Annotated in this window: 13 protein-coding genes and 5 pseudogenes; 6 read left to right on the top strand and 12 right to left on the bottom strand. The window is 71.0% G+C overall.

Features of this window, described 5'->3' with window-relative positions; translation table 11 throughout:
- Nucleotides 1-12: 12 nt before the first annotated feature.
- Complete coding sequence (locus AB0C75_RS10290) at nt 13-2,286, bottom strand: heavy metal translocating P-type ATPase (RefSeq protein WP_362888966.1); 2,274 nt, start codon at nt 2,284-2,286, stop codon at nt 13-15.
- A 589-nt stretch (nt 2,287-2,875) separates the two neighbouring features.
- Nucleotides 2,876-3,565, bottom strand: coding sequence for an FCD domain-containing protein (locus AB0C75_RS10285; protein WP_362888965.1), 690 nt, complete (start codon nt 3,563-3,565; stop codon nt 2,876-2,878).
- 188 nt (nt 3,566-3,753) lie between these two features.
- Here AB0C75_RS10285 and leuA point away from each other — a divergent pair, with 188 nt between their 5' ends.
- Nucleotides 3,754-5,571 (top strand): 2-isopropylmalate synthase, encoded by a 1,818-nt coding sequence (gene leuA, locus AB0C75_RS10280; protein ID WP_362888963.1) that lies wholly within the window; start codon nt 3,754-3,756, stop codon nt 5,569-5,571.
- Nucleotides 5,571-6,371, top strand: coding sequence for an ATP-binding cassette domain-containing protein (locus AB0C75_RS10275; RefSeq protein ID WP_362888961.1), 801 nt, complete (start codon nt 5,571-5,573; stop codon nt 6,369-6,371). The genes leuA and AB0C75_RS10275 overlap by 1 nt, the downstream gene beginning before the upstream one ends.
- 7 nt (nt 6,372-6,378) lie before the next feature.
- Here the strand turns inward: AB0C75_RS10275 and AB0C75_RS10270 are convergent, their stop codons facing one another.
- The 4 genes and pseudogenes from AB0C75_RS10270 to AB0C75_RS10255 form a co-directional block, all read right to left on the bottom strand.
- Nucleotides 6,379-7,707: an enolase C-terminal domain-like protein gene (locus tag AB0C75_RS10270; protein ID WP_362888959.1), complete on the bottom strand. Its 1,329-nt coding sequence runs from the start codon at nt 7,705-7,707 to the stop codon at nt 6,379-6,381.
- 45 nt (nt 7,708-7,752) lie between these two features.
- Nucleotides 7,753-8,553, bottom strand: a complete 801-nt coding sequence (locus AB0C75_RS10265) for an aldehyde dehydrogenase family protein (protein WP_362888957.1) — start codon at nt 8,551-8,553, stop codon at nt 7,753-7,755.
- Between the two features lie 78 nt (nt 8,554-8,631).
- Nucleotides 8,632-8,762 (bottom strand): annotated as a pseudogene (locus AB0C75_RS10260) (aldehyde dehydrogenase family protein); the annotation flags it as partial.
- A 190-nt stretch (nt 8,763-8,952) separates the two neighbouring features.
- Nucleotides 8,953-10,053: pseudogene (locus AB0C75_RS10255) on the bottom strand (pectate lyase); the annotation flags it as partial.
- Nucleotides 10,054-10,510: 457 nt separating this feature from the next.
- Here AB0C75_RS10255 and AB0C75_RS10250 point away from each other — a divergent pair.
- From AB0C75_RS10250 to AB0C75_RS10240, 3 genes are all read left to right on the top strand, one after another.
- Nucleotides 10,511-11,935: a hypothetical protein gene (locus AB0C75_RS10250; protein ID WP_362888955.1), complete on the top strand. Its 1,425-nt coding sequence runs from the start codon at nt 10,511-10,513 to the stop codon at nt 11,933-11,935.
- A gap of 87 nt (nt 11,936-12,022) precedes the next feature.
- Entirely contained in the window at nt 12,023-13,315 is a 1,293-nt protein-coding gene (locus AB0C75_RS10245) for a MoxR family ATPase (RefSeq protein WP_362888953.1), read from the top strand.
- Entirely contained in the window at nt 13,312-14,589 is a 1,278-nt protein-coding gene (locus AB0C75_RS10240) for a VWA-like domain-containing protein (RefSeq protein ID WP_362888951.1), read from the top strand. The genes AB0C75_RS10245 and AB0C75_RS10240 overlap by 4 nt, the downstream gene beginning before the upstream one ends.
- Nucleotides 14,590-14,604: 15 nt before the next feature.
- Here the strand turns inward: AB0C75_RS10240 and AB0C75_RS10235 are convergent, their stop codons facing one another.
- The 5 genes and pseudogenes from AB0C75_RS10235 to AB0C75_RS10215 all read right to left on the bottom strand — a co-directional run.
- A complete protein-coding gene (locus AB0C75_RS10235) occupies nt 14,605-14,805 on the bottom strand; it encodes a hypothetical protein (RefSeq protein ID WP_362888949.1) in 201 nt (66 codons plus the stop codon).
- Nucleotides 14,802-15,392 carry a TetR/AcrR family transcriptional regulator gene (locus tag AB0C75_RS10230; protein ID WP_362888947.1) on the bottom strand — a complete coding sequence of 197 codons (591 nt, stop codon included), beginning with the start codon at nt 15,390-15,392 and terminating at the stop codon, nt 14,802-14,804. Before AB0C75_RS10230 ends, AB0C75_RS10235 begins: the two co-directional genes overlap by 4 nt.
- Nucleotides 15,389-16,321, bottom strand: coding sequence for an oxidoreductase (locus AB0C75_RS10225; protein WP_362888945.1), 933 nt, complete (start codon nt 16,319-16,321; stop codon nt 15,389-15,391). Before AB0C75_RS10225 ends, AB0C75_RS10230 begins: the two co-directional genes overlap by 4 nt.
- A gap of 465 nt (nt 16,322-16,786) precedes the next feature.
- Nucleotides 16,787-17,064, bottom strand: a pseudogene (locus AB0C75_RS10220) (transposase); the annotation flags it as partial.
- Between the two features lie 110 nt (nt 17,065-17,174).
- Nucleotides 17,175-17,362: pseudogene (locus tag AB0C75_RS10215) on the bottom strand (transposase domain-containing protein); the annotation flags it as partial.
- An 85-nt stretch (nt 17,363-17,447) separates the two neighbouring features.
- Between AB0C75_RS10215 and AB0C75_RS10210 the strand changes: the two are divergent.
- Nucleotides 17,448-17,935, top strand: a pseudogene (locus tag AB0C75_RS10210) (DinB family protein); the annotation flags it as partial.
- Between the two features lie 63 nt (nt 17,936-17,998).
- Here AB0C75_RS10210 and AB0C75_RS10205 read toward each other — a convergent pair.
- Complete coding sequence (locus AB0C75_RS10205; protein ID WP_362888943.1) at nt 17,999-18,940, bottom strand: SDR family oxidoreductase; 942 nt, start codon at nt 18,938-18,940, stop codon at nt 17,999-18,001.
- Between the last annotated feature and the right edge of the window lie 23 nt (nt 18,941-18,963).

The raw sequence follows: 18,963 nt of genomic DNA, 5'->3' as shown, positions 1-18,963 counted from the left end.
GCCGTCCCCGCCTCAGCCGGCGGCGCGGAAGCCCCGCAGGCGGAGGCTGTTGCCGACGACGAAGACCGAGGAGAAGGCCATGGCCGCTCCGGCGATCATGGGGCTGAGCAGACCGGCCGCGGCGAGCGGGATGGCCGCCACGTTGTAGGCGAAGGCCCAGAACAGATTCGAGCGGATCGTGCCCAGCGTCCTGCGGGAGAGGCGGATCGCGTCGGCGGCCACCCGAAGGTCCCCGCGTACGAGCGTCAGGTCGCCGGCCTCGATGGCGGCATCCGTGCCCGTCCCCATGGACAGGCCCAGGTCGGCCTGGGCGAGCGCCGCGGCGTCGTTGACCCCGTCGCCGACCATGGCGACGCTGCGCCCTTCCGCCTGGAGCTTCCGTACGACCTCGGCCTTGTCCTGCGGCATGACCTCGGCGATGACCTCTTCGATACCGACCTCGGACGCGACCGATGTGGCGACCGCCTTGTTGTCGCCGGTCAGCAGGACGGGGGTCAGACCGAGGGCGCGCAGCCGCCGGACCGCTTCCGCACTGGTCTCCTTGACCGCGTCGGCGACCTCCAGGACCGCGCGCGCCTCGCCGTCCCAGGCCACCGCGATCACGGTCCGCCCCTCCTTCTCCGCCGACTCCTTGGCGTACCTGAGCTCTTCGGGAAGTTCGATGGACCACTCGGCCAGCAGCTTCTCGCGGCCGGCGAGGACCGCGTGGCCCTCGACGACGCCCTGGACACCGAGCCCCGGGACGTTGGCGAAGTCCTCGGGGGCGGGCAGCGCGCCGACCTTCACGGCGGCGCCTTCGGCTACGGCCCGGGCGATCGGATGTTCGGAGGAGTGCTCCAGTGCGCCCGCGAGGCGCAGCACCTCGGCCTCGTCCGTGGACCCTGCGGCGTGGACCTTCAGCAGCGCCATACGGCCTGTGGTGACGGTACCGGTCTTGTCGAGGAGGATCGTGTCGACCCGGCGGGTGGTCTCCAGGACCTCCGGCCCCTTGATCAGGATGCCGAGCTGGGCACCCCGCCCGGTGCCGACCATCAGCGCGGTGGGCGTGGCCAGGCCCAGGGCACAGGGGCAGGCGATGATCAGTACGGCGACTGCCGCGGTGAAGGCCGCGGTGAGTCCGGCGCCCGAACCGAGCCAGAAGCCGAGTGTCGCGAGCGCGAGCCCGATGACGACCGGTACGAACACCGCGGAGATCCTGTCGGCCAGGCGCTGTGCGGCGGCCTTGCCGTTCTGGGCCTCCTCGACGAGCGTGGCCATCCGGGCCAGCTGGGTGTCGGCGCCGACCCGGGTGGCCTCGACGACCAGGCGGCCGCCCGCGTTGAGGGTCGCCCCGGTGACGGAGTCTCCGACGGAGACCTCGACGGGCACCGATTCGCCGGTGAGCATCGAGACGTCGACCGCGGAGGAGCCCTCGACCACTGTCCCGTCCGTGGCGATCTTCTCGCCGGGGCGGACCAGGAAGCGGTCCCCCACGCTCAGATCGGCCGTAGGCAGAGTGATCTCGCGGCCGTCACGCAGCACGGTGACTTGCTTGGCGCCCAGCTCCATGAGCGCCCTGAGGGCCGCGCCCGCCTTCCGCTTCGAGCGGGCCTCGAAATACCGGCCGGCCAGGATGAAGGCCGTGACACCGGCTGCGGCCTCCAGATAGATGTTCCCCGCCCCGTCACTGCGGGAGATCGTGAATTCGAAGGGATGCGTCATGCCCGGCATCCCCGCCGTTCCGAAGAAGAGCGCCCACAGCGACCACAGGAACGCGGCCGACGTGCCGACCGAGATCAGGGTGTCCATGGTGGCCGCGCCGTGCCGGACATTGGTCCAGGCGGCGCGGTGGAAGGGCCAGGCCGCGTAGGTGACGACGGGGGCGGCCAGCGTGAGGGAGAGCCACTGCCAGTACTCGAACTGGAGGGCCGGGATCATCGCCATCGCGATGACCGGCGCGGCGAGCAGGACAGCGGTGACGAGCCGCTGGCGCAAGGGCCGCAGCTCGTCGTCGGCACGCTCGTCCTCGCTGCGGTCACGGGTGGATGCGCCGGTGGTACCGGGCTCGGGCCGGGGTGGCGCCGGCGGCTGCGCGGTGTAGCCCGTGGCCTCGACCGTGGCGATCAGTTCGTCGACGGAGACGTCCTCGGCGAAGTCGACCCTGGCCTTCTCCGTCGCGTAGTTGACCGTGGCCTCCACGCCGTCCATACGGTTGAGCTTCTTCTCTACCCGCGCCGCGCACGACGCGCAGGTCATGCCGCCGATCGCGAGCTCGACCCGGGTGGCACCGGGAGTGGCTGGAGTCATTTCCCCGCTCCTCGTCCGTATAGGACCTCGCATATCCGTATACCCCTCAAGGGTATCTCTTCCTATGCCCAGGTATACCCCCCTCCCGTATGAGTGGCAAGTCTCGGCAGCATGTGGTCACAGATACCCCTGCGGGGTATTGATTCGAGAAACGTCGGGAGCACCATGAATCCCGCCACGAAGATCCCCGCCTTCACCCCGGCCACGCGGAGAGCGCCCCGTCGCACACCGAATCGCCTCATGGGACCTCGTCACCTACCGTCATCCGCATCCCACCCGGGCTGCCGCAGGGAGATCGCGTATCCGTCGACCGTGGCCGTCGGGGCGGGTTTCGGGAGCTCCGCCGCCTCGTACGGACCGGACACGGGCAGGTCCGCGCCCAGGGGAAGGTCAGGGGCGCCGGTGGCGGCGGGCCTGAAGCCGGCGAAGATGCGGTGGTCGCCCGCTGCGGGCAGCTCGACCGGGGTGCTCCGCGTGCCGTGAGCGGCGACCGGCCCCCGGCCGTCGGATCCCCGGCCGTCGCGTCCCGCCGTCGCGTCCCCGACCGTCGTGTCCCCGACCGTCGTGTCCCCGACCGTCGTGTCCCCGGCTACAGCGAGGTGAGGCGGGCCAGCGTCTGCTCCAGTTCCTCGCGCAGCACACGACCGGCCGCCTCACCGTCCCCCCGTACGACGGCGTCCACCAGCGCGGCATGGCCCTCGTCACCGTGGTTCGGATCCCCGGAGCGCAGGCCGAGTAGTTCGAGCATGTCGATCAGCCCCTTGCGCAGCGTGGGGACGAATTCGGTGAACAGCGCGGAGAGCACCGGGTTGTGTGCGGCTGCCACCACGGCGGCGTGCAGGGCGATGTCCGCGTCGACGAACTCCGCGTCGCCCGCGTTCGCGGCGGCACGGCGTCCGGCCAGAGCCCTGGCGAGGCCGACGAGGTCACCCTCCGTCCGCCGCCGCGCGGCCAGTCGCGCGGCTTCGACCTCGATGCTGATCCGGACCTCGTAGACGTCGGTGACGGCCGCACGGCGCAACCGCGTGGCCCAGTCCTCCTCGGGCTCGGCCGCGATGACGAAGACACCCGCCCCCTGTCGCGCCTGCACCAGCCCCGCCCCGGCGAGTGCGCGCAGCGCCTCACGGACCGTGGAACGCCCGACTCCGAGGTCCGCGGCGAGCGTCGTCTCGCCGGGGAGTTTCGTCCCCACGGGCCAGGCGCCTCCGGTGATCTGCTCGCGCAGATACTCGGTGGCCTGCTCGACCAGGGGCGATGGTCTCAGGGGTCCCAGCGGCATATGAGTCACTTCCCGATCACACCTCAGGTTGTCTGAGGAGTTTGTTGAAGCTACTGTACCCGGCATGCCGCTGCACGAGCTCCTTCTCCTCGTCCGCCGCTGCGGGGCCTGACACGACCGACCGGCCCCCCGCAGCGGGTGTCGGGCTGCGCCGGTCGCTCCACGGCCGACCGAAAGCGTTCTCCGCGATGACTTCCTCCCCAGGCGCCCCCGCCTCCTCCGGGCCCCCGGCGTTTCCCACCCTGCGCACGCCGTCCGGCGTCCTCCCGGCGGACGCACCGCCGTGGAACCCCCAGCGCCCGAGCGCGATGCCGTACCACCGCTACCGCTCCGCCCACGACCGGGTGGCACTGCCCCTGACGGGCCGCACCTGGCCCTCACGCCGGCTCGAACGAGCCCCCCTGTGGGTGCCGGTCGACCTCCGGGACGGCAATCAGGCACTGGCCGAGCCCATGGACACCGAGCGCAAGCGCCGCCTGTTCGATCTGCTGGTCACCATGGGCTTCAAGGAGATCGAGGTCGGTTACCCGTCCGCCAGCCGGACCGACTTCGACTTCGTCCGCCACCTCGCCGAGAGTGGTGCGGTGCCCGACGACGTGACGATCTCGGTGTTCACCCCGGCCCGTCAGGACCTGATCGACCGGACCATCGACTCCGTGGCAGGCCTCCCCCGCACCCTCGTGCACCTCTACACCGCCACCGCACCCGTGTGGCGGGACGTCGTCCTGGGGCGCTCCCGCGCCCAGGTGCACGCGATGATCCATGAGGCGGCGACGCATCTGTTGCGGCGGGCGGAGGAACGACCGGGTGCGGACATCCGGTTCGAGTTCTCACCCGAGGTCTTCAACCTCACCGAACCGGACTTCGTCCTGGAGATCTGCGACGGTCTCACCGAGCTGTGGGAGGCGGGTCCGGACCGCCCGGTGATCCACAACCTGCCGGCCACCGTGGAGATCGCCACCCCTACCGTGTACGCCGACCAGATCGAGTACATGCACCGCCATCTGGCGCGCCGCGATTCCGTGATCCTCTCCGTACACCCCCACAACGACCGGGGCACCGGCGTCGCCTGCGCCGAGCTCGCCGTACTGGCGGGCGCCCAGCGGGTGGAGGGCTGCCTGTTCGGCAACGGCGAGCGCACGGGTAACGTCGACCTCGTGACGCTGGCCCTCAACCTGTACGCGCAGGGCATCGATCCGATGATCGACTTCTCCGACATCGACACGGTCCGCGACGTCGTGGAGCACTGCAACCGGCTGCCGGTCCACCCCCGGCACCCCTACGGGGGCGAGCTCGTCCACACCGCCTTCTCGGGCACCCACCAGGACGCCATCGCCAAGGGCATGGCCCACCACGCGCGGCGGGCCGCCGAGTCCGGGACGAGCGCCGGGGAAGCCCCCTGGGAGGTGCCGTACCTGCCGATCGACCCGGGCGACATCGGCCGTACGTACGAGGAGGTCATCCGCATCAACTCCCAGTCCGGCAAGGGAGGCATCGCCCATCTGCTCCGCACCCACCACGGCCTTGACCTGCCGCAGGCGATGCGCCCGGACTTCTCGCGCACGGTGCAGCACGTCACGGACAGCACCGGGCGCGAGCTGTCCCACAAGGAGCTGTGGGACCTCTTCCGCGCCACCTACCTCGCCCCCGCCCACGACGGCACCCTGACGCTGGAGTCCTGGAGCACTTCGGAAACCGGCCCCGGCGAGCACGCGTTCACCTGCGAACTGCGCACCGCCGGGCACGTCCGCTCCTGCCGCGGCACCGGAAACGGCCCGCTGTCCGCCCTCACGGACGCATTGCGTTCGGCGGGTGTCACGGTCGACGTCCTGGGCTACGCCGAACACTCCACCACCACCGGCCCCGGCAGCCCCGCCGTCGCCTACGCACAGTGCCGTACGGACGGGGTCACCCGCTGGGGATCCGGCTGGGACACCTCGGTCCTGGCCGCCTCCGTCCACGCCGTCATGGCCGCAGTCAACCGTGCAGGAGCACAATCCCGATGATGACCGACACACCCCCGGTACTCCGCGTCCGCGACGTCGACCTCGTGCGCGACGGAAGCCACATCCTGAGCGAGGTGTCCCTGACCGTACGGGCCGGCGAGCACTGGGCGCTGCTCGGCTCGAACGGCGCCGGCAAGAGCACGCTGCTCAGCCTCCTCGGAGCGCTCGCGCACCCCACCCGCGGCACGGTGGAGGTCCTGGGACACGAGCTGGGCCGGGTCGATCTGCGTCAGCTGCGTACGTACGTCGGCCATGTCGACCCGCGCCATGCGCTGCGCTCGCCGCTGAAGGTCCGAGACGTCGTCCTGACGGGCCTGACCAACAGCATCGAGCCCCTGCCGCGTTGGAGGCCCACGCCGGAGCAGGTGGAGCTGGCCGACACTCTCACCGGTCTGCTCGGCCTCGCCGGGCGTCGCGAGGCACGTTGGCCGACCCTGTCACAGGGTGAGCGGGGGCGCGCCCTGATCGCGCGGGCACTCATGCCGCGGCCACAGCTGCTGCTCCTGGACGAACCGGCGACAGGGCTGGACGTCGCAGGACGTGAGCAGCTGATCGAGCGGATAGATACGCTTCAGCAGAGCTCACCGGAGCTCGCCTCGGTCCTGGTCACGCACCATCTGGAGGAGCTCCCTCCGGGTACGACGCATGTGATGCTGCTGCGTGACGGCCGGTGCCTGGCAGCGGGCCCCGTCGACGAGGTGCTGACCAGCGATCAGATCAGCAAGTGCTTCGACCACCCGGTCCACCTCAGCCGCTTCGATGGCCGGTGGAGCGTACGGACGAGCCGCCGGCCCCGCTGAGGGAGCCCTACCGCACCAGGCAGGGCCGCTTGGCGTCGAACGTCCAGCCCGGTACGAGGTACCGCATGGCCTCGGCGTCGTCCCGCGCCCCCAGGGCCTGCTTCCGGTAGAGCTCATGGGCCGCGAGGAGGCGGTCCATGTCGAGCTCGACGCCCAGGCCGGGGGCGTCGGGCACGACGATCTCACCGTCGGCGATGCGCGGCGGGTCGACGGTGAGCCGCTCCAGGCCCTCCTGCCAGATCCAGTGCGTGTCCAGGGCGTTGTACGCGCCCGGAGCCGCGGCACCACAGTGCGTGATCATCGCCAGTGAGATGTCGAAGTGGTTGTTGGAGTGGCAGCCCCAGGTCAGACCCATCGCATCGCACAGCTGCGCCACGCGCACGGACCCCTGCATGGTCCAGAAGTGCGGGTCGGCCAGCGGTATGGACACCGACTGGAGGGCCAGTGCGTGGGTCAGCTGGCGCCAGTCGGTGGCGATCATGTTGGTCGCGGTCGGCAGGCCCGTGGCGCGGCGGAACTCGGCGAGGATCTCGCGCCCCGAGTAGCCGTCCTCGGCCCCGCAGGGGTCCTCGGCGTACGCGAGGGTGTCCACCAGCGGGGCGCACAGCTCGACCGCCTCGTGCAGGGACCACGCGCCGTTCGGGTCGAGGGTGATCCGGGCCTCGGGAAAGCGTTCCTTCAGCGCGCGCACGGCCCGGACCTCCTCGGCACCGGGCAGGACCCCGCCCTTGAGCTTGAAGTCCTGGAAGCCGTAGAGGTCGTGGGCGGCCTCGGCCTGGCGGACGATCGCCCCGGGAGTGAGTGCCTCCTCGTGCCGGATGCGGTGCCACTCGACGTCGGCGCCCGGTTCGCGGACGTACTCCAGGTCGGTACGGCCGGGATCGCCGACGTAGAAGAGATAGCCCAGCACCCGCACGGAGTCCCGCTGCTGCCCGTCGCCGAGCAGCGCCGCGACCGGTACGTCGAGGTGCTGGCCCAGCAGGTCGAGCAGCGCCGACTCGACGGCGGTGACCGCGTGCACGGTGGTCCGCAGGTCGAAGGTCTGGGCACCGCGCCCGCCCGAGTCGCGGTCCGAGAACCGGCTCCCGATCTCGCGCAGCACACGCTTGTGGTCGCCCACCTTCGCACCGACGACCAGCGGCTCGGCATCCCGCAGTGTCCGGGTGATCGCCTCGCCTCCGGGCACCTCCCCCAGTCCCGTACGGCCTTCGGAGTCCTTGAGGACGACGATGTTGCGGGTGAAGAAGGGGCCGTGGGCGCCCGAGAGGTTCAGTTCCATGCAGTCGCGGCCCGCGACGGGATAGACGGCGAAATGGGTGATGGCGGGCTGACTCAAGTCTCATCTCCATACGCAGATGATGTACATGTATGAGAACGGAGATTAGACGTGTGAACGCGATGCGGTCAATGGGCGTGCCGGCCCGGCCAGTACGTGGCCGGGCCGTGAACGGTACGGGCGGTGGCGGCCACGCCGGGGCGGCTCAGAACGGATAGCGCTCGATGTCGGCCTGCGCGGTGATCCACTGCATCTCGGAGAAGGTGTCCGCACTCGCCCTGCCCCCGAAGCGGCCCCTGTCCCGGATGCCTTGGTGCCACCGAAGGGGGCGACCGCCTCGTCGTCCACGGTCTGGTCGTTGATGTGCACCGCACCCGAGTCGATCCGGTCGGCGAGCTCCCACGCGGCGAAGGCGTCGCCCGTGAGGATCGACACGGACAGTCCGTACTCGGAGGCGTTGATGAGGTCGATCGCCTCGTCGACGGTCTCGTACGCGACGACAGGAGCGACCGGGCCGAACACCTCCTCGGCGAACGCCGGGGAATCCAGGGGGACGCCGGTCAGGACGGTGGGCCGGTAGAACAGGCCGTCATAGGTGCCGCCTGCGGCGAGTTCGGCACCCTGCTCGACCGTGCGCGGCAGGACCAGGAGGGCGTTGTTGCCGCCCAGCTCCAGATGGACCTTCTTCAGCAGAGGGGCGGCGGCCGTACCGATGGCGCGGCCCGCCGGGGTGGAACCGGTGAACGAGATGCAGGGCACGTCCGGATGTGCGACCAGGGCCTCGCCGACGTCGGCTCCGCCCGGCAGGACATGCAGCAGCCCGGCGGGCAGTCCGGCCTCGGCCAGCAGCTCGGCACGGGCGAGCCCGCCTGACACCGGGGTACGCGGATCGGGCTTGAGGACCACAGCGTTACCCGCGACCGCGCCTTGCCCTGTCCGGAACCGGCTTCCGGGACGAGCCACCGCACGATGCGGTCCGGATCCCTGGTGAGCAGGGCGGACGCGTCGATGAAGACCTGGGCCCGCTCGGCGTAGCCGAGCTTCGCCCAGGAGCGCTGCGCCGTCCTCGCCGCGGCGACCGAGGTGTCGACGTCCTCGGCCGTGGCCGCGCCCACGGTCACGACGACCTCACCCGTCGCGGGGGACCGTCCCCTCCAGGGCCGGGGCGGGCGACCTGCCGGCTCCGGGGCCGGGACGGGCCGACCTGCCCCACCCCGGGGTGCACGGAGAGCGGGGGCCGTCGGATGCGACGGCCCCCGCTCCCGGGCGATCGTGAGCCCGGCATGATGCGGACGAGAGGTCCTAGCAGCTGCCGTCCGACACCTTCAGGCCCTTGTCGGCGCCGGCCGTCTCCTCCACGATGCTCGGTACGCAGCTCGCGTCGTCGAGGCTGTAGGAGTAAGGGATGCTGACGGTGGTGTTGGACTCCGGGTCAGGTCCGGCGGGGTTGTTGTCGCTGCCGGGCGTTGACCAGGTCACGTTGTCGAAGGTGTTGCCGCTGACCTGCCAGTATCCGGCCTCGTCGGTGTAGAACGTGCCCAGGACGTCCTTCGAGTCCTCGAAGTAGTTGTTGTCCACCTTGGCACTCGCGCCGGCCCGGGAGTTGATACCGGACTTGGTGAGGTTGACGTAGTGGTTGTTGTAGATGTGCGCGATGCCACCGCGCAGCAGGGGTGCGCGCGAGTCGATGTTCTCGTACAGGTTGTGATGGAAGGTGACGTAGCCGTTCGAGACGTCGGACTCGCTGGATCCGATGAGGCCACCACGGCCCGAGTTGCGCAGGGTGCTGTACGACAGCGTGACGTACTGGGTGTTGTTCTTCATGTCGAAGAGCCCGTCGAACCCCTCCGACTCACCGCCCGACGCCTCCAGGGTGGTGTGGTCGACCCAGATGTTGCGGACGTCCTTCTCCATGCCGATGGCGTCGCCGCCGTTGGACGTGGGCGAGCCGGACTTCTTGACGTTCTTGACGGTCACGTTCTGGATGATGATGTTGCTGGACTCGCGGACGTGGATGCCCAGTTGATCGAAGACAGCGCCACTGCCGACGCCGACGAGTGTGACGTTGCTGATCTGCTTGAGCTCGATCACACTGTCCGCGGTGTTGCAGCTGTCGCCCGACACCTTCGAGGTGTTGCCGTGGTTGATGGTGCCCTCGACCTCGATGGTGATCGGGGTACTGCTGTCGGCGCGACCGCACAGGGCCTCGTGGATCTCGGTGCCTGTGGTGGCCCTCACCGTCTCTCCTCCGGCCCCGCCGGTGGTTCCGCCGTTCTGAGTCGCGAAGCCGGTGGCACTGCCGGTCGCGGCCGACGCCTCGGGCATCGACAGCACCACACCGGTCGCGGCCGCCAGGGCCAGAGTGGCCAGCGCGGCGTTGAGTCGCAGTGCGACTGGTCGTCTCATGTTCGTGTCCCCATTCGTCTTCACGTGCTGGGTGTCGCCGCGGTCGCAACGGCGGACCTCCGGAGACTGCCGGTCGTCACCGGGCAGCCCTCGTCGGCCAGTTGTGCGGGTGCCTGCGCCGGACCGGTGGCGGCTCGTGCGCATGCGTCGCGACAGCCGTCGCCACACACGCCTCCACCGGACGGGACCCAGGAGGGGAAAGCGCTTTCTGCCGGTGACCCTAGAGCGCCCACCGGCAAGTTGACAAGGTTCATGACATTTACTGGATCCGTTCGGGACCGACCAGGCCCCCATCCCAACCGCCCTATATCCGCAGGCAGTTGGGGTGGACGTGGGCCGAAGGACCCCGTTCCGAAAAAAGGTGTGGCTATCCGTACGGGGCCCGGGCTACGCTCCCGCCGATGACTCTTCGATGTGTTGACAGATTGGGGGTCCCGTCCGCGCAAGGTGAGTGCTGATGCTCACCGGAACCGCGTTCGAGGATTCCCGCCTTTCCTTCTGGCTGCGCGTGCGCGAGATCGCCGTGCCGCCCCTCATGATCGAGACCGCGACGGCCCGGCGTACCGCCGGCGACTGGGCGGGCGCGTGTGCCGCCGCCGGATTCGACGTCGATCTCGACCTGCGTACCGTCGGGCGGCTGTACGGCAAGGACCTGGCCTCCCGCCTCCGGGCCGACCTGCGCCGGCTCGCGCCCGACCTGCTGCGATGGCACATGCCCAGGACCGCACCCGACGGCTTTCTGCGGCCCGGCACGTCCGTGACGCTCGTCCGGTACGACGAGCCCGGGCGCACCCGCCCGGTGCATCTGGTCGCGCGCACCGCTCCCGCGTGGGCTGAGGGCGGACAGCGGATCAGCCTCGCGCTGTGGGACGGGTACGGGCGTGAGACATGGCCACCCGGCTACCGGACACCTGACCGTCGTTTCCGTCTCGATCTGCACCGCCATCTGTGGGACGCGAGCCGCAGCGGCGAACTCCTCGTGCGTGCCGGGGCAGGCGGACCTGGAGGCCCCTCCGGACCGTCCGGACCGTCCGGACCGCAGTGGGCCTCGTCCCTGCCGGACGCGGGACCGTACGCAGTCGACCGGTGGGCCGCCGAGGCGGCGCTGCTGCTGGGAGCGCAGGGGCACGACGATGGGGGCCGTGTCGCGGTGCGGCTCGGGGCCCGACGCCGTCTCCTCCTGCGCGTGCGAGCGTTCCCGGGTGCTTCCGTGGACACAGACCGATCCACCGAGGTGCTGTCGGCCGAGGTCGTACGCGCGGGTTCCTGTGCCGGACTTCCTGTACTGCCCGATGCCGCCACCTGGGTTCTGCCCGACCTGGAGCTGCTGCGTGACGGTTGGATCGCATCCGACGGGCTGCACCCTCTGGTCGCGGCTGCTCTGGAGCCCACAGGACCACGGACCACGTCCGTCGCCCCCGGGGCGGACGCCGGCAGCCCTGCCGCGCCGCGCGTCGTCGACTGCCGGGGCGCCCGGCATCGGATCGCCCCGATGGACGGGGTGTTGGTGGCGCTGGACCACGATCCCGCCGAGCTCCGGCGGGAGGAACTGCTCGCCGCGCTCACCGGCACGCCTCTCCCCTGCCTCCAGGTCATCGACGCGACGCATCGCAGGCCGGACTGGATCACCGATGTCCGTGAACAGCTGGCCCACGGGGATTCGGCAGGTGCGCTGGCCAGGGTCGAGAGCATGCTCGGTGCCGGGGCACGGCTCCGGGACGGCGATCTGCGCGACGCACTGCTCGAAGCCGCCCGACAGCGGGTCGGACACGGCCTGTTCAGGGCGGGGCTGACCGGGCCTGGCCCAGGCCGGGAGCCGCCCGTACCACCCTCCCGGCCCGCGACCCACCGCACCAGGCGCCGGCACGCGGCCGCCCGCTGACCTCGGGCCCCTTCCCGCACGCACCCCCCCGCGCGCCCGCGCCACCGGGCGCCCGACCGCCTTCGACGACCCCACAGGTGATGCCTCATGTCCACGTACGCCCCGCTCGACGAAACCCCGCTCGCGGCGGCCCCCCAGCCGGGGGATCCCACCCCTGCCTCCACTCCCCGGGCCTCCCGGATCGATGTGTCCGGCGCACTGCTCGCCCTGCTGCGCGACACCACCACCGCCCCACGCCCGGACCCGCAACTGGAGGCGCTGACCCTGGCCGTGGCGGCGGATCTGCCGGTGCTGCTGTGGGGCGAGCCCGGCATCGGCAAGACGGCCGCGCTCACCCAGCTCGCCGGCACCCTGGACCTGCCGCTGACCACGGTGATCGCCAGCGTGCACGAACCGTCGGACTTCTCCGGCCTTCCGGTCATCGGGGACGACCCGGCGTCGAACGGTGTCCCTATGGCACCGCCGGACTGGGCGGTCCGACTGGTGCGGGCGGGCCGCGGGCTGCTCTTCCTCGACGAACTGTCCACCGCCCCGCCTGCCGTGCAGGCGGCGCTGCTGCGCCTCGTGCTCGAACGCCGGGTCGGCTCCCTGCGGCTGCCGCCGGGAGTACGGATCGTGGCCGCCGCCAACCCCCGGTCCTCGGCGGCCGATGGCTGGGAGCTGAGTCCGCCGCTCGCCAACCGCTTCGTGCACCTGCAGTGGACCCACGACCCCGATGTCGTGGTGCGGGGCCTGGCCGGAGTCTGGCCGCGGGCCACGCTGCCGGTGCTCGACGCCGAACGGCTGCCCCAGGCCGTGGCGTTCGCGCGTCGCGCGGTGTGCGGGCTGCTGGGCGCACGGCCCGCCCTCGTGCACCGGCTGCCCTCGGGCGAGGCCGGACGCGGCGGAGCGTGGCCGTCACCGCGCAGCTGGGACATGGCGCTGTGTCTGACCGCCTTCGCGACTGCGGCCGGTGCGTCACGCGACGTCCTGTCCATGCTGGTCAGGGGGACCGTGGGGGACGGCCCCGGGCTGGAGTTCCTGGCCCACCTCGACAGGATGGACCTGCCCGATCCTGAGGTCCTGCTGGCCGACCCCGGGAGTGCGGAACTGCCGGAGCGCGGCGACCTGCGCCAGGCGGCGCTGGACGCGGTGGTCGCCGCGGTCCGCTCACGCCCGGGGAAGGACCGGTGGGACGCGGCCTGGGCGCTTCTGGCGAGAGCGGCGGAGACCGGGGCCCCGGACCTGCTGGTCGTCCCGGCGACGACGCTGGCGAGCCTGCGCCGCGACGACTGGGAGGTTCCGGCGTCCATCGAAGGGCTCAGCGGGGCCGTGGCCGTCTCCCAGCGGGCCGACCGCGCGAAGGTCCGGGCCATCGGCGTCACACGGGCGGGCCGGTGAACGAGCCCACCCGCGGCAGGACGCCGCTCCCCCGCGAGGTCGCCGAGAGCACCCTGGACACCGGGAAGCTGTTCGCGGCCCGTCTTCAGGCGGTGCGCGTACGCCCGTACCTGGCGACGGCCCTGTTCGCCCTGCACCCCGTGGAGTCCCGCGGCGTACCGACGATGGCCGTCGATCCGTACTGGCGGTGCTACGTGTCACCCGCCTTCGTGGACCGCACGTCCGTCGAGGAGTTGGCCGGCGTCTGGGTCCACGAGGTGTCGCACCTGCTGCGCGACCATCACGGACGCAGCGACCGGTACGCGCACCAGCATGCGCTGACCGGGCCTGCGGAGCGGCTGCGGTTGAACATCGCGGCCGACTGCGAGATCAACGACGACATCTTCGGCGATGGCCTGGTGACACCCGAGGGGGGCGTCCGCCCGGGGCTTCTGGGTCTGCGGGACGGCGAGTTGATGGAGGACTACCTCCGGCAGTTCCGGCTCGGGCCGCACACCGCCCACCTGGCGTGGCTGGAGTGCGGCAGCGGCGCGGACGGCCTCCCGCGCGCGTGGGACCTGGGCCCTGACGGGGCGCACGGCCTCAGCACACAGGAACGGGACGCGGTCCGCTTCCGGGTGGCTCGGGGCATCGTCGGCCGCCCGGGGAACGCGCCGGCCGGCTGGCGGCGCTGGGCCGAGGAGGCGTTCCACCCGCCCCAGCCCTGGCGGGAGTTGCTCGGAGCGGCGGTGCGAGCGGCGACATCCGCGCCGGGCACGGGCGAGGACTACGTGTACGGCAGGCCGGCGCGCCGTTCGGCGGCGGTCCCCGGCGCCGTGCTGCCGAGCCTGCGGCACAGGCCGACACGGGTCGTCGTGGTGATCGACACGTCGGGCTCGGTCAGCGACGCGGAGCTGGGCAGCGCGCTGCTCGAGGTGGCGGCGATCTCACGGGCCGTGGGCGGCCGCCGCGACCTCGTCGGCGTACTGCCGTGCGACGCGGCGGCCGGCCGGGTCCGCTCCCTGTGCGGCGGTACGGAGGGCGTCGAGCTGGTGGGCGGCGGCGGAACCGACCTGCGTACGGGCTTCGCCCGCGCCCTGGAATCCCGCCCGCGCCCGGACGTCGTGGTGATGCTGACCGACGGCCAGACACCGTGGCCGTCCCGGCGTCCGCCCTGCCGGACGGTGGTGGGCCTGTTCGGCCGCCACTCGGGGCGCTCGTCCTACGACGAGTCCGACCCCGAGTACGTCCCGGGCGGGCCACCGGCGTGGGCGCGGGTGGTGACGATCGGCTAAGGCCGATACCGGTGCTCAGCGTTTCTTCCGTGGGCCGGGGACGAAGGGGAATCGGGACTGGCCGTAGTGGTCGTCGATCATCCCGAGGCCGGTCTGGCAGATGCCGGTGTGGGTGAGGGCCACGTCCACTTCCAGTGGTCCCAGCGGCGCCGGCTCGTGCCCCCGGGGCTGGATGGGCCCTGCGGCGTGGTCGATGGTGCAGGCGAGAACGGTCATGGCGCCTCCATTTGGGGGCGGGGACTGAGGACGAGGGCGATCGCGACCTCGATGTGCCGAGGGCGGTCCTCGGGCGGGACGGCGAGGTGCTTGACGCCCGCGGCGACGGCGAACAACTGGTAGGCCAGCTCTTCGGCGGTCACACCCGGGGTGCGCCCTGGCGCTCCCTCATCGCTCAGGACGGCAGCGAGCGCGTCGACGACGAAGCGCTCCAGGTCCTGCAGGAGCGCTTCGCCAAGCGCGCTCGCCGCGGCGAGTAGTTCATTCACCGCTTCGCTGGTGGCGGTGGCCGCGGGTCCGTGCACTGCCGTCAATGCGCCCAGCAGCCGTTCGTGCGGGGGCAGTTCCGTCCGGCGGAGTTCCTGGGTGACGGCGGTCCGGGTTTGGGCGACGACACGTTGCAGGCAGGCGTGGAAGAGCTCCTGCTTGTTCTTGAAGTGCAGGTACAGCCCCTGGCGCGAGAGTCCGGCCGCTACGGCAATGTCGTCCATGGACGTCTTGCGCAGACCGAAGCGCAGGAAGACCGGAACCGCCGCGTCGGCGATCTCCTCGCTTCGGGACAGCTCCCGCTCGCCCCCGCCCCTCATGCACGCACCCGCTTTCCCTGTGCGAGCGGGGCGTAGTCCACGTTGGTCAAACCCACGCTGACCTCCCACAGTCGGCGGGCCAGGTCGGCGTCCTGGGCGCGCTTGGCAATGCGCCCGGCACCGACCGGGCCGCGGTGCTCATACATGTACGTGGGAGACCACAGGCTGCCGCCCGCCGCATACGGGTCGGTGGCAGCTCGGAGGATCGGACGGGCCCCGTGCAGCGTGGGCGTCCCCAGATACGGGTCGAGGACCTTGTCCATCAACCAGCCCTGCGTGCGCGAGAGGTTGCTCCTGGACCAGCCGGGGTGGGCGGTCGTGGCACGCACGTGGGCGCCCGCGGCGGCAAGAAGGTTCTGCAACTCCAGGGTGAACAGCACGTTGGCGAGCTTGCTCTGCCCGTACGCGGCCAGCGGCCGGTACTTGCGCCTCTCCCAGTTGAGGTCATCCAACTCGATCCGGCCGATGTGCTGACCGGTGCTGGTGACCGTGGTCACCCGCGAGTCAGGCGTAGCCAGCAGGGTGGGCAGTAGCTGGCCGGTGAGAGCGAAGTGCCCCAGATGGTTGACGCCGAACTGCATCTCGAAGCCCTGCTTCGTACGCGAGAAGGGCGGCGTCATGATGCCCGCGTTGTTCACCAGCACATCCAGGCGCCCATGACGGGCCTGGAAGCCGGCGGCGAACGCGGCCACCGAGCCCAGGTCCGCCAGGTCAAGTGCGGCGACCTCCACACTCCCGCGCGGACCGGCCGCCTCCACCTTCTCAGCCGCAGACGCGCCCCGCTCCTGGCTGCGGCAGGCCATCACGACATGCGCACCATGCGCAGACAATTCCCGCGCCACCTCAAAGCCGAGTCCCGAGTTCGCCCCGGTCACCACCGCTGTCCGGCCCACCAGGTCGGGGATCTGGCGTTCTGTCCAGTGCTCCATCGTCATCACACTCCCACGTTGAATATCAAGCTTGACGTAATAGGCCAACGTTGTCCAGTTAGACAAGTCGAATGCCCGAAGCCTGTCGGAGGGAGGCGCCTCGCGCCATCGGGCGAAGCTGGCACCGCCACCGCTACGTACGTCCTGCTAGCGTTCATGAGGGTTCGGGCCCCGCAGGCCATCAACGGGACCAAACGCAGCATCGGGTAACCGGCGGGCCCGTTCGGTCCGGCCTTCACCTTGGGGAACACCAACAGGTTCGCGGGCGCGTCTGGCAGCGCGATCCGGGTGCCGTCGATCGCGACCACCAACCTGCCCGCGAACCGTGTCACCTGTGTCGCGGTCACCGCTACGGGGCCTTTGACCAGGTCGAACAGTGCCTTGAGTGCCCAGTTGGACATTTTGCGTTTGATGACTCGCGGGTTGGACCGTAACCGTCGTGGTTCCAGGAGGCGTTCGGTGAATTCACGCAGGGTTCTGTGTTAGCGCCCGGGTGAGCCGGGCGGGGGAAAAGCCCGCCTGGCCGGTGGTCTGCCGGCGGACGACGCGCAAGGTGGGGATGAAGGACAGCCGGTCCGGATCCTCTCTCTCCTGCTGGGCGGCCCGGTGCATGAGGTCGCGCAGGGCGTGGTGCACCAGGAGGAACGCGAAGATCTCCTGCTCGACCCCGACCGGATCTTGATCTCATCCAGGGCCGTCCCGATCTCCCAACGCTCGGCGTAGAGCGCGGCCAGCTCTGTGGCCGGCGCGGTGACCGGGTCTGGTCGTCCCGTCCACCGACACCAGCCGCAGGCCCCGAAACCACGCTCCGGCGTCGCCGGGAGGGCCACGGGCCGGCAGACACGGGCGAACAACACATCGCCAGCACGAAATACATCACCACCCGTGCGGGAAGCAGACGTCGACTTCCTCAGTGCGTCCGCACTCCGCCACCACCTCATCCACCAGCTCCGGCGGAAACTCACGCGTGAGCACTCCGAGAGCGATCCGATCCGAAAACCGATCACCCTCAACCACCTTCAACTGCCCGGGCCTTGGCACGCCAACTCAACGAGCCGGCACCAACAAGACACCGGTAATTGCGGCTGGGGCCCCACTGTCAGTGGCTGCTGGCATCATCCGCGCCATGACCGACGAAGACGACGAAAAGGGACCGCTGTCGGGGTTCCTCACGGCCCAGCGGGGCAGTGTGCTCGCGATTGTCGACGGTCTCGACACCGAGGCCCTGACCGCATCCGTTCTGCCCTCCGGATGGACCCCCCTGGGGCTCGTGGAGCACCAGGGGTACGCGGAGCGGCACTGGTTCCAGGAGGTCGCCACCGGGGCGGCCGAGCTGCTGGACCGGCCCGACAGTCACCCTTCGTTGACGACGCCCCGGCCACCGGATGTGGTCTGCGCCTTCTACCGTGACCAGTGTCGGCGGTCCGACGCCGTTCTTGCCACCACGCCGCTCTCCGCGCCTCCGCGCCTCCGCGTGGACATCGCCCTGTCCTTCCGGGCGAGGACGAGGTCACCGACCTGCGGTGGATCGTCCTGCACATGATCGAGGAGACCGCGCGCCACGCGGGCCATCTCGACATCGTCCGCGAGCTGCTCGACGGCCGGACGGGACTCGGGACTCGGTTGACGTCCCGCCCTGGCTGTCCGGCGTCGGGCGTTCGGCGTTCGGCGTTCGGCTCAGACGGACGGGGTGCGGAAGTAGTGACCCTTGCCGAGATCGTCGATGAGCCCAGGCTGTGTGGGCTGCCACCCCGTCAGCTCGCGGGTCACCACACCGGAGGCCGGCTGATCGGCGGAGAGCACCATGGCCAGCCAGCCGAAGTGCTCGGGGGCGTCCTCCGGCGACACGGAGACAGTGGGCACGTCCAGATTCCGGCCGATGACCTCGGCGATGTCGCGGAGGGTCACGCCCTCATCGGCGACGGCGTGCAGGGTCGACCCTGCCGGGGCCTTCTCCAGTGCGACGCGGAACATGTGCGCGGAATCCAGGCGGTGGACGGCGGGCCAGCGGTTGGTCCCGTCGCCGTAGTAACCCGCCACGCCCTTGTCCCTGGCAGTGCTGACCAGATTGGCGACGAAGCCCTTGTCCCCCTCCCCGTGATTCGTCCGCGGCAGGCGCACCACCGACGAACGCACACCCCGGGAGGCGAGCGCGAGCGCCCACTCCGCGGTGGCGATCCGGGCCGCGGGACCGGCGAGCGCCGGATCGTCGGCCGCGCCCGGAGGGATCTCGTGTCCGTCACGCTCGGTCGCCACGCGCCCGGGCTCGGCGGGCGTCCCCGAGGCGACCGCGAACGGCTTGTCCGAACCGGTCAGCGCCTCGCCCATCGCCTCGACGGCGCGACGGTCCGCATCGGCTGCGCCCTTGAAATCCCCGCCCGCGAACGCGAGCTCGTGATTGAACGCGAGGTGGATCACGCCGTCCGCCGCGGCGGACGCACTGCGCAGGACGTCGAGATCATCGAGGCTGCCTCGGACCACCGCGGCCCCGGCGGCGGCCAGGGCGTCCGCGGAGGCGTCCGAACGGGCCAGCCCGACCACCTGATGTCCTGCTCCGATGAGGTCGGGGACGACGGCGGAGCCGATCCAGCCGGATGCTCCTGTGACGAAAACACGCATGTGAAACGACCTCCTTGTACCGA

It is taken from the genome of Streptomyces sp. NPDC048565 (genome assembly GCF_040650935.1).
In the GTDB taxonomy this organism is placed as follows: Bacteria; Actinomycetota; Actinomycetes; order Streptomycetales; family Streptomycetaceae; genus Streptomyces.
Note: the sequence above shows the minus strand (reverse complement) of the source record. Positions and strands in the feature narration are given on the sequence as shown.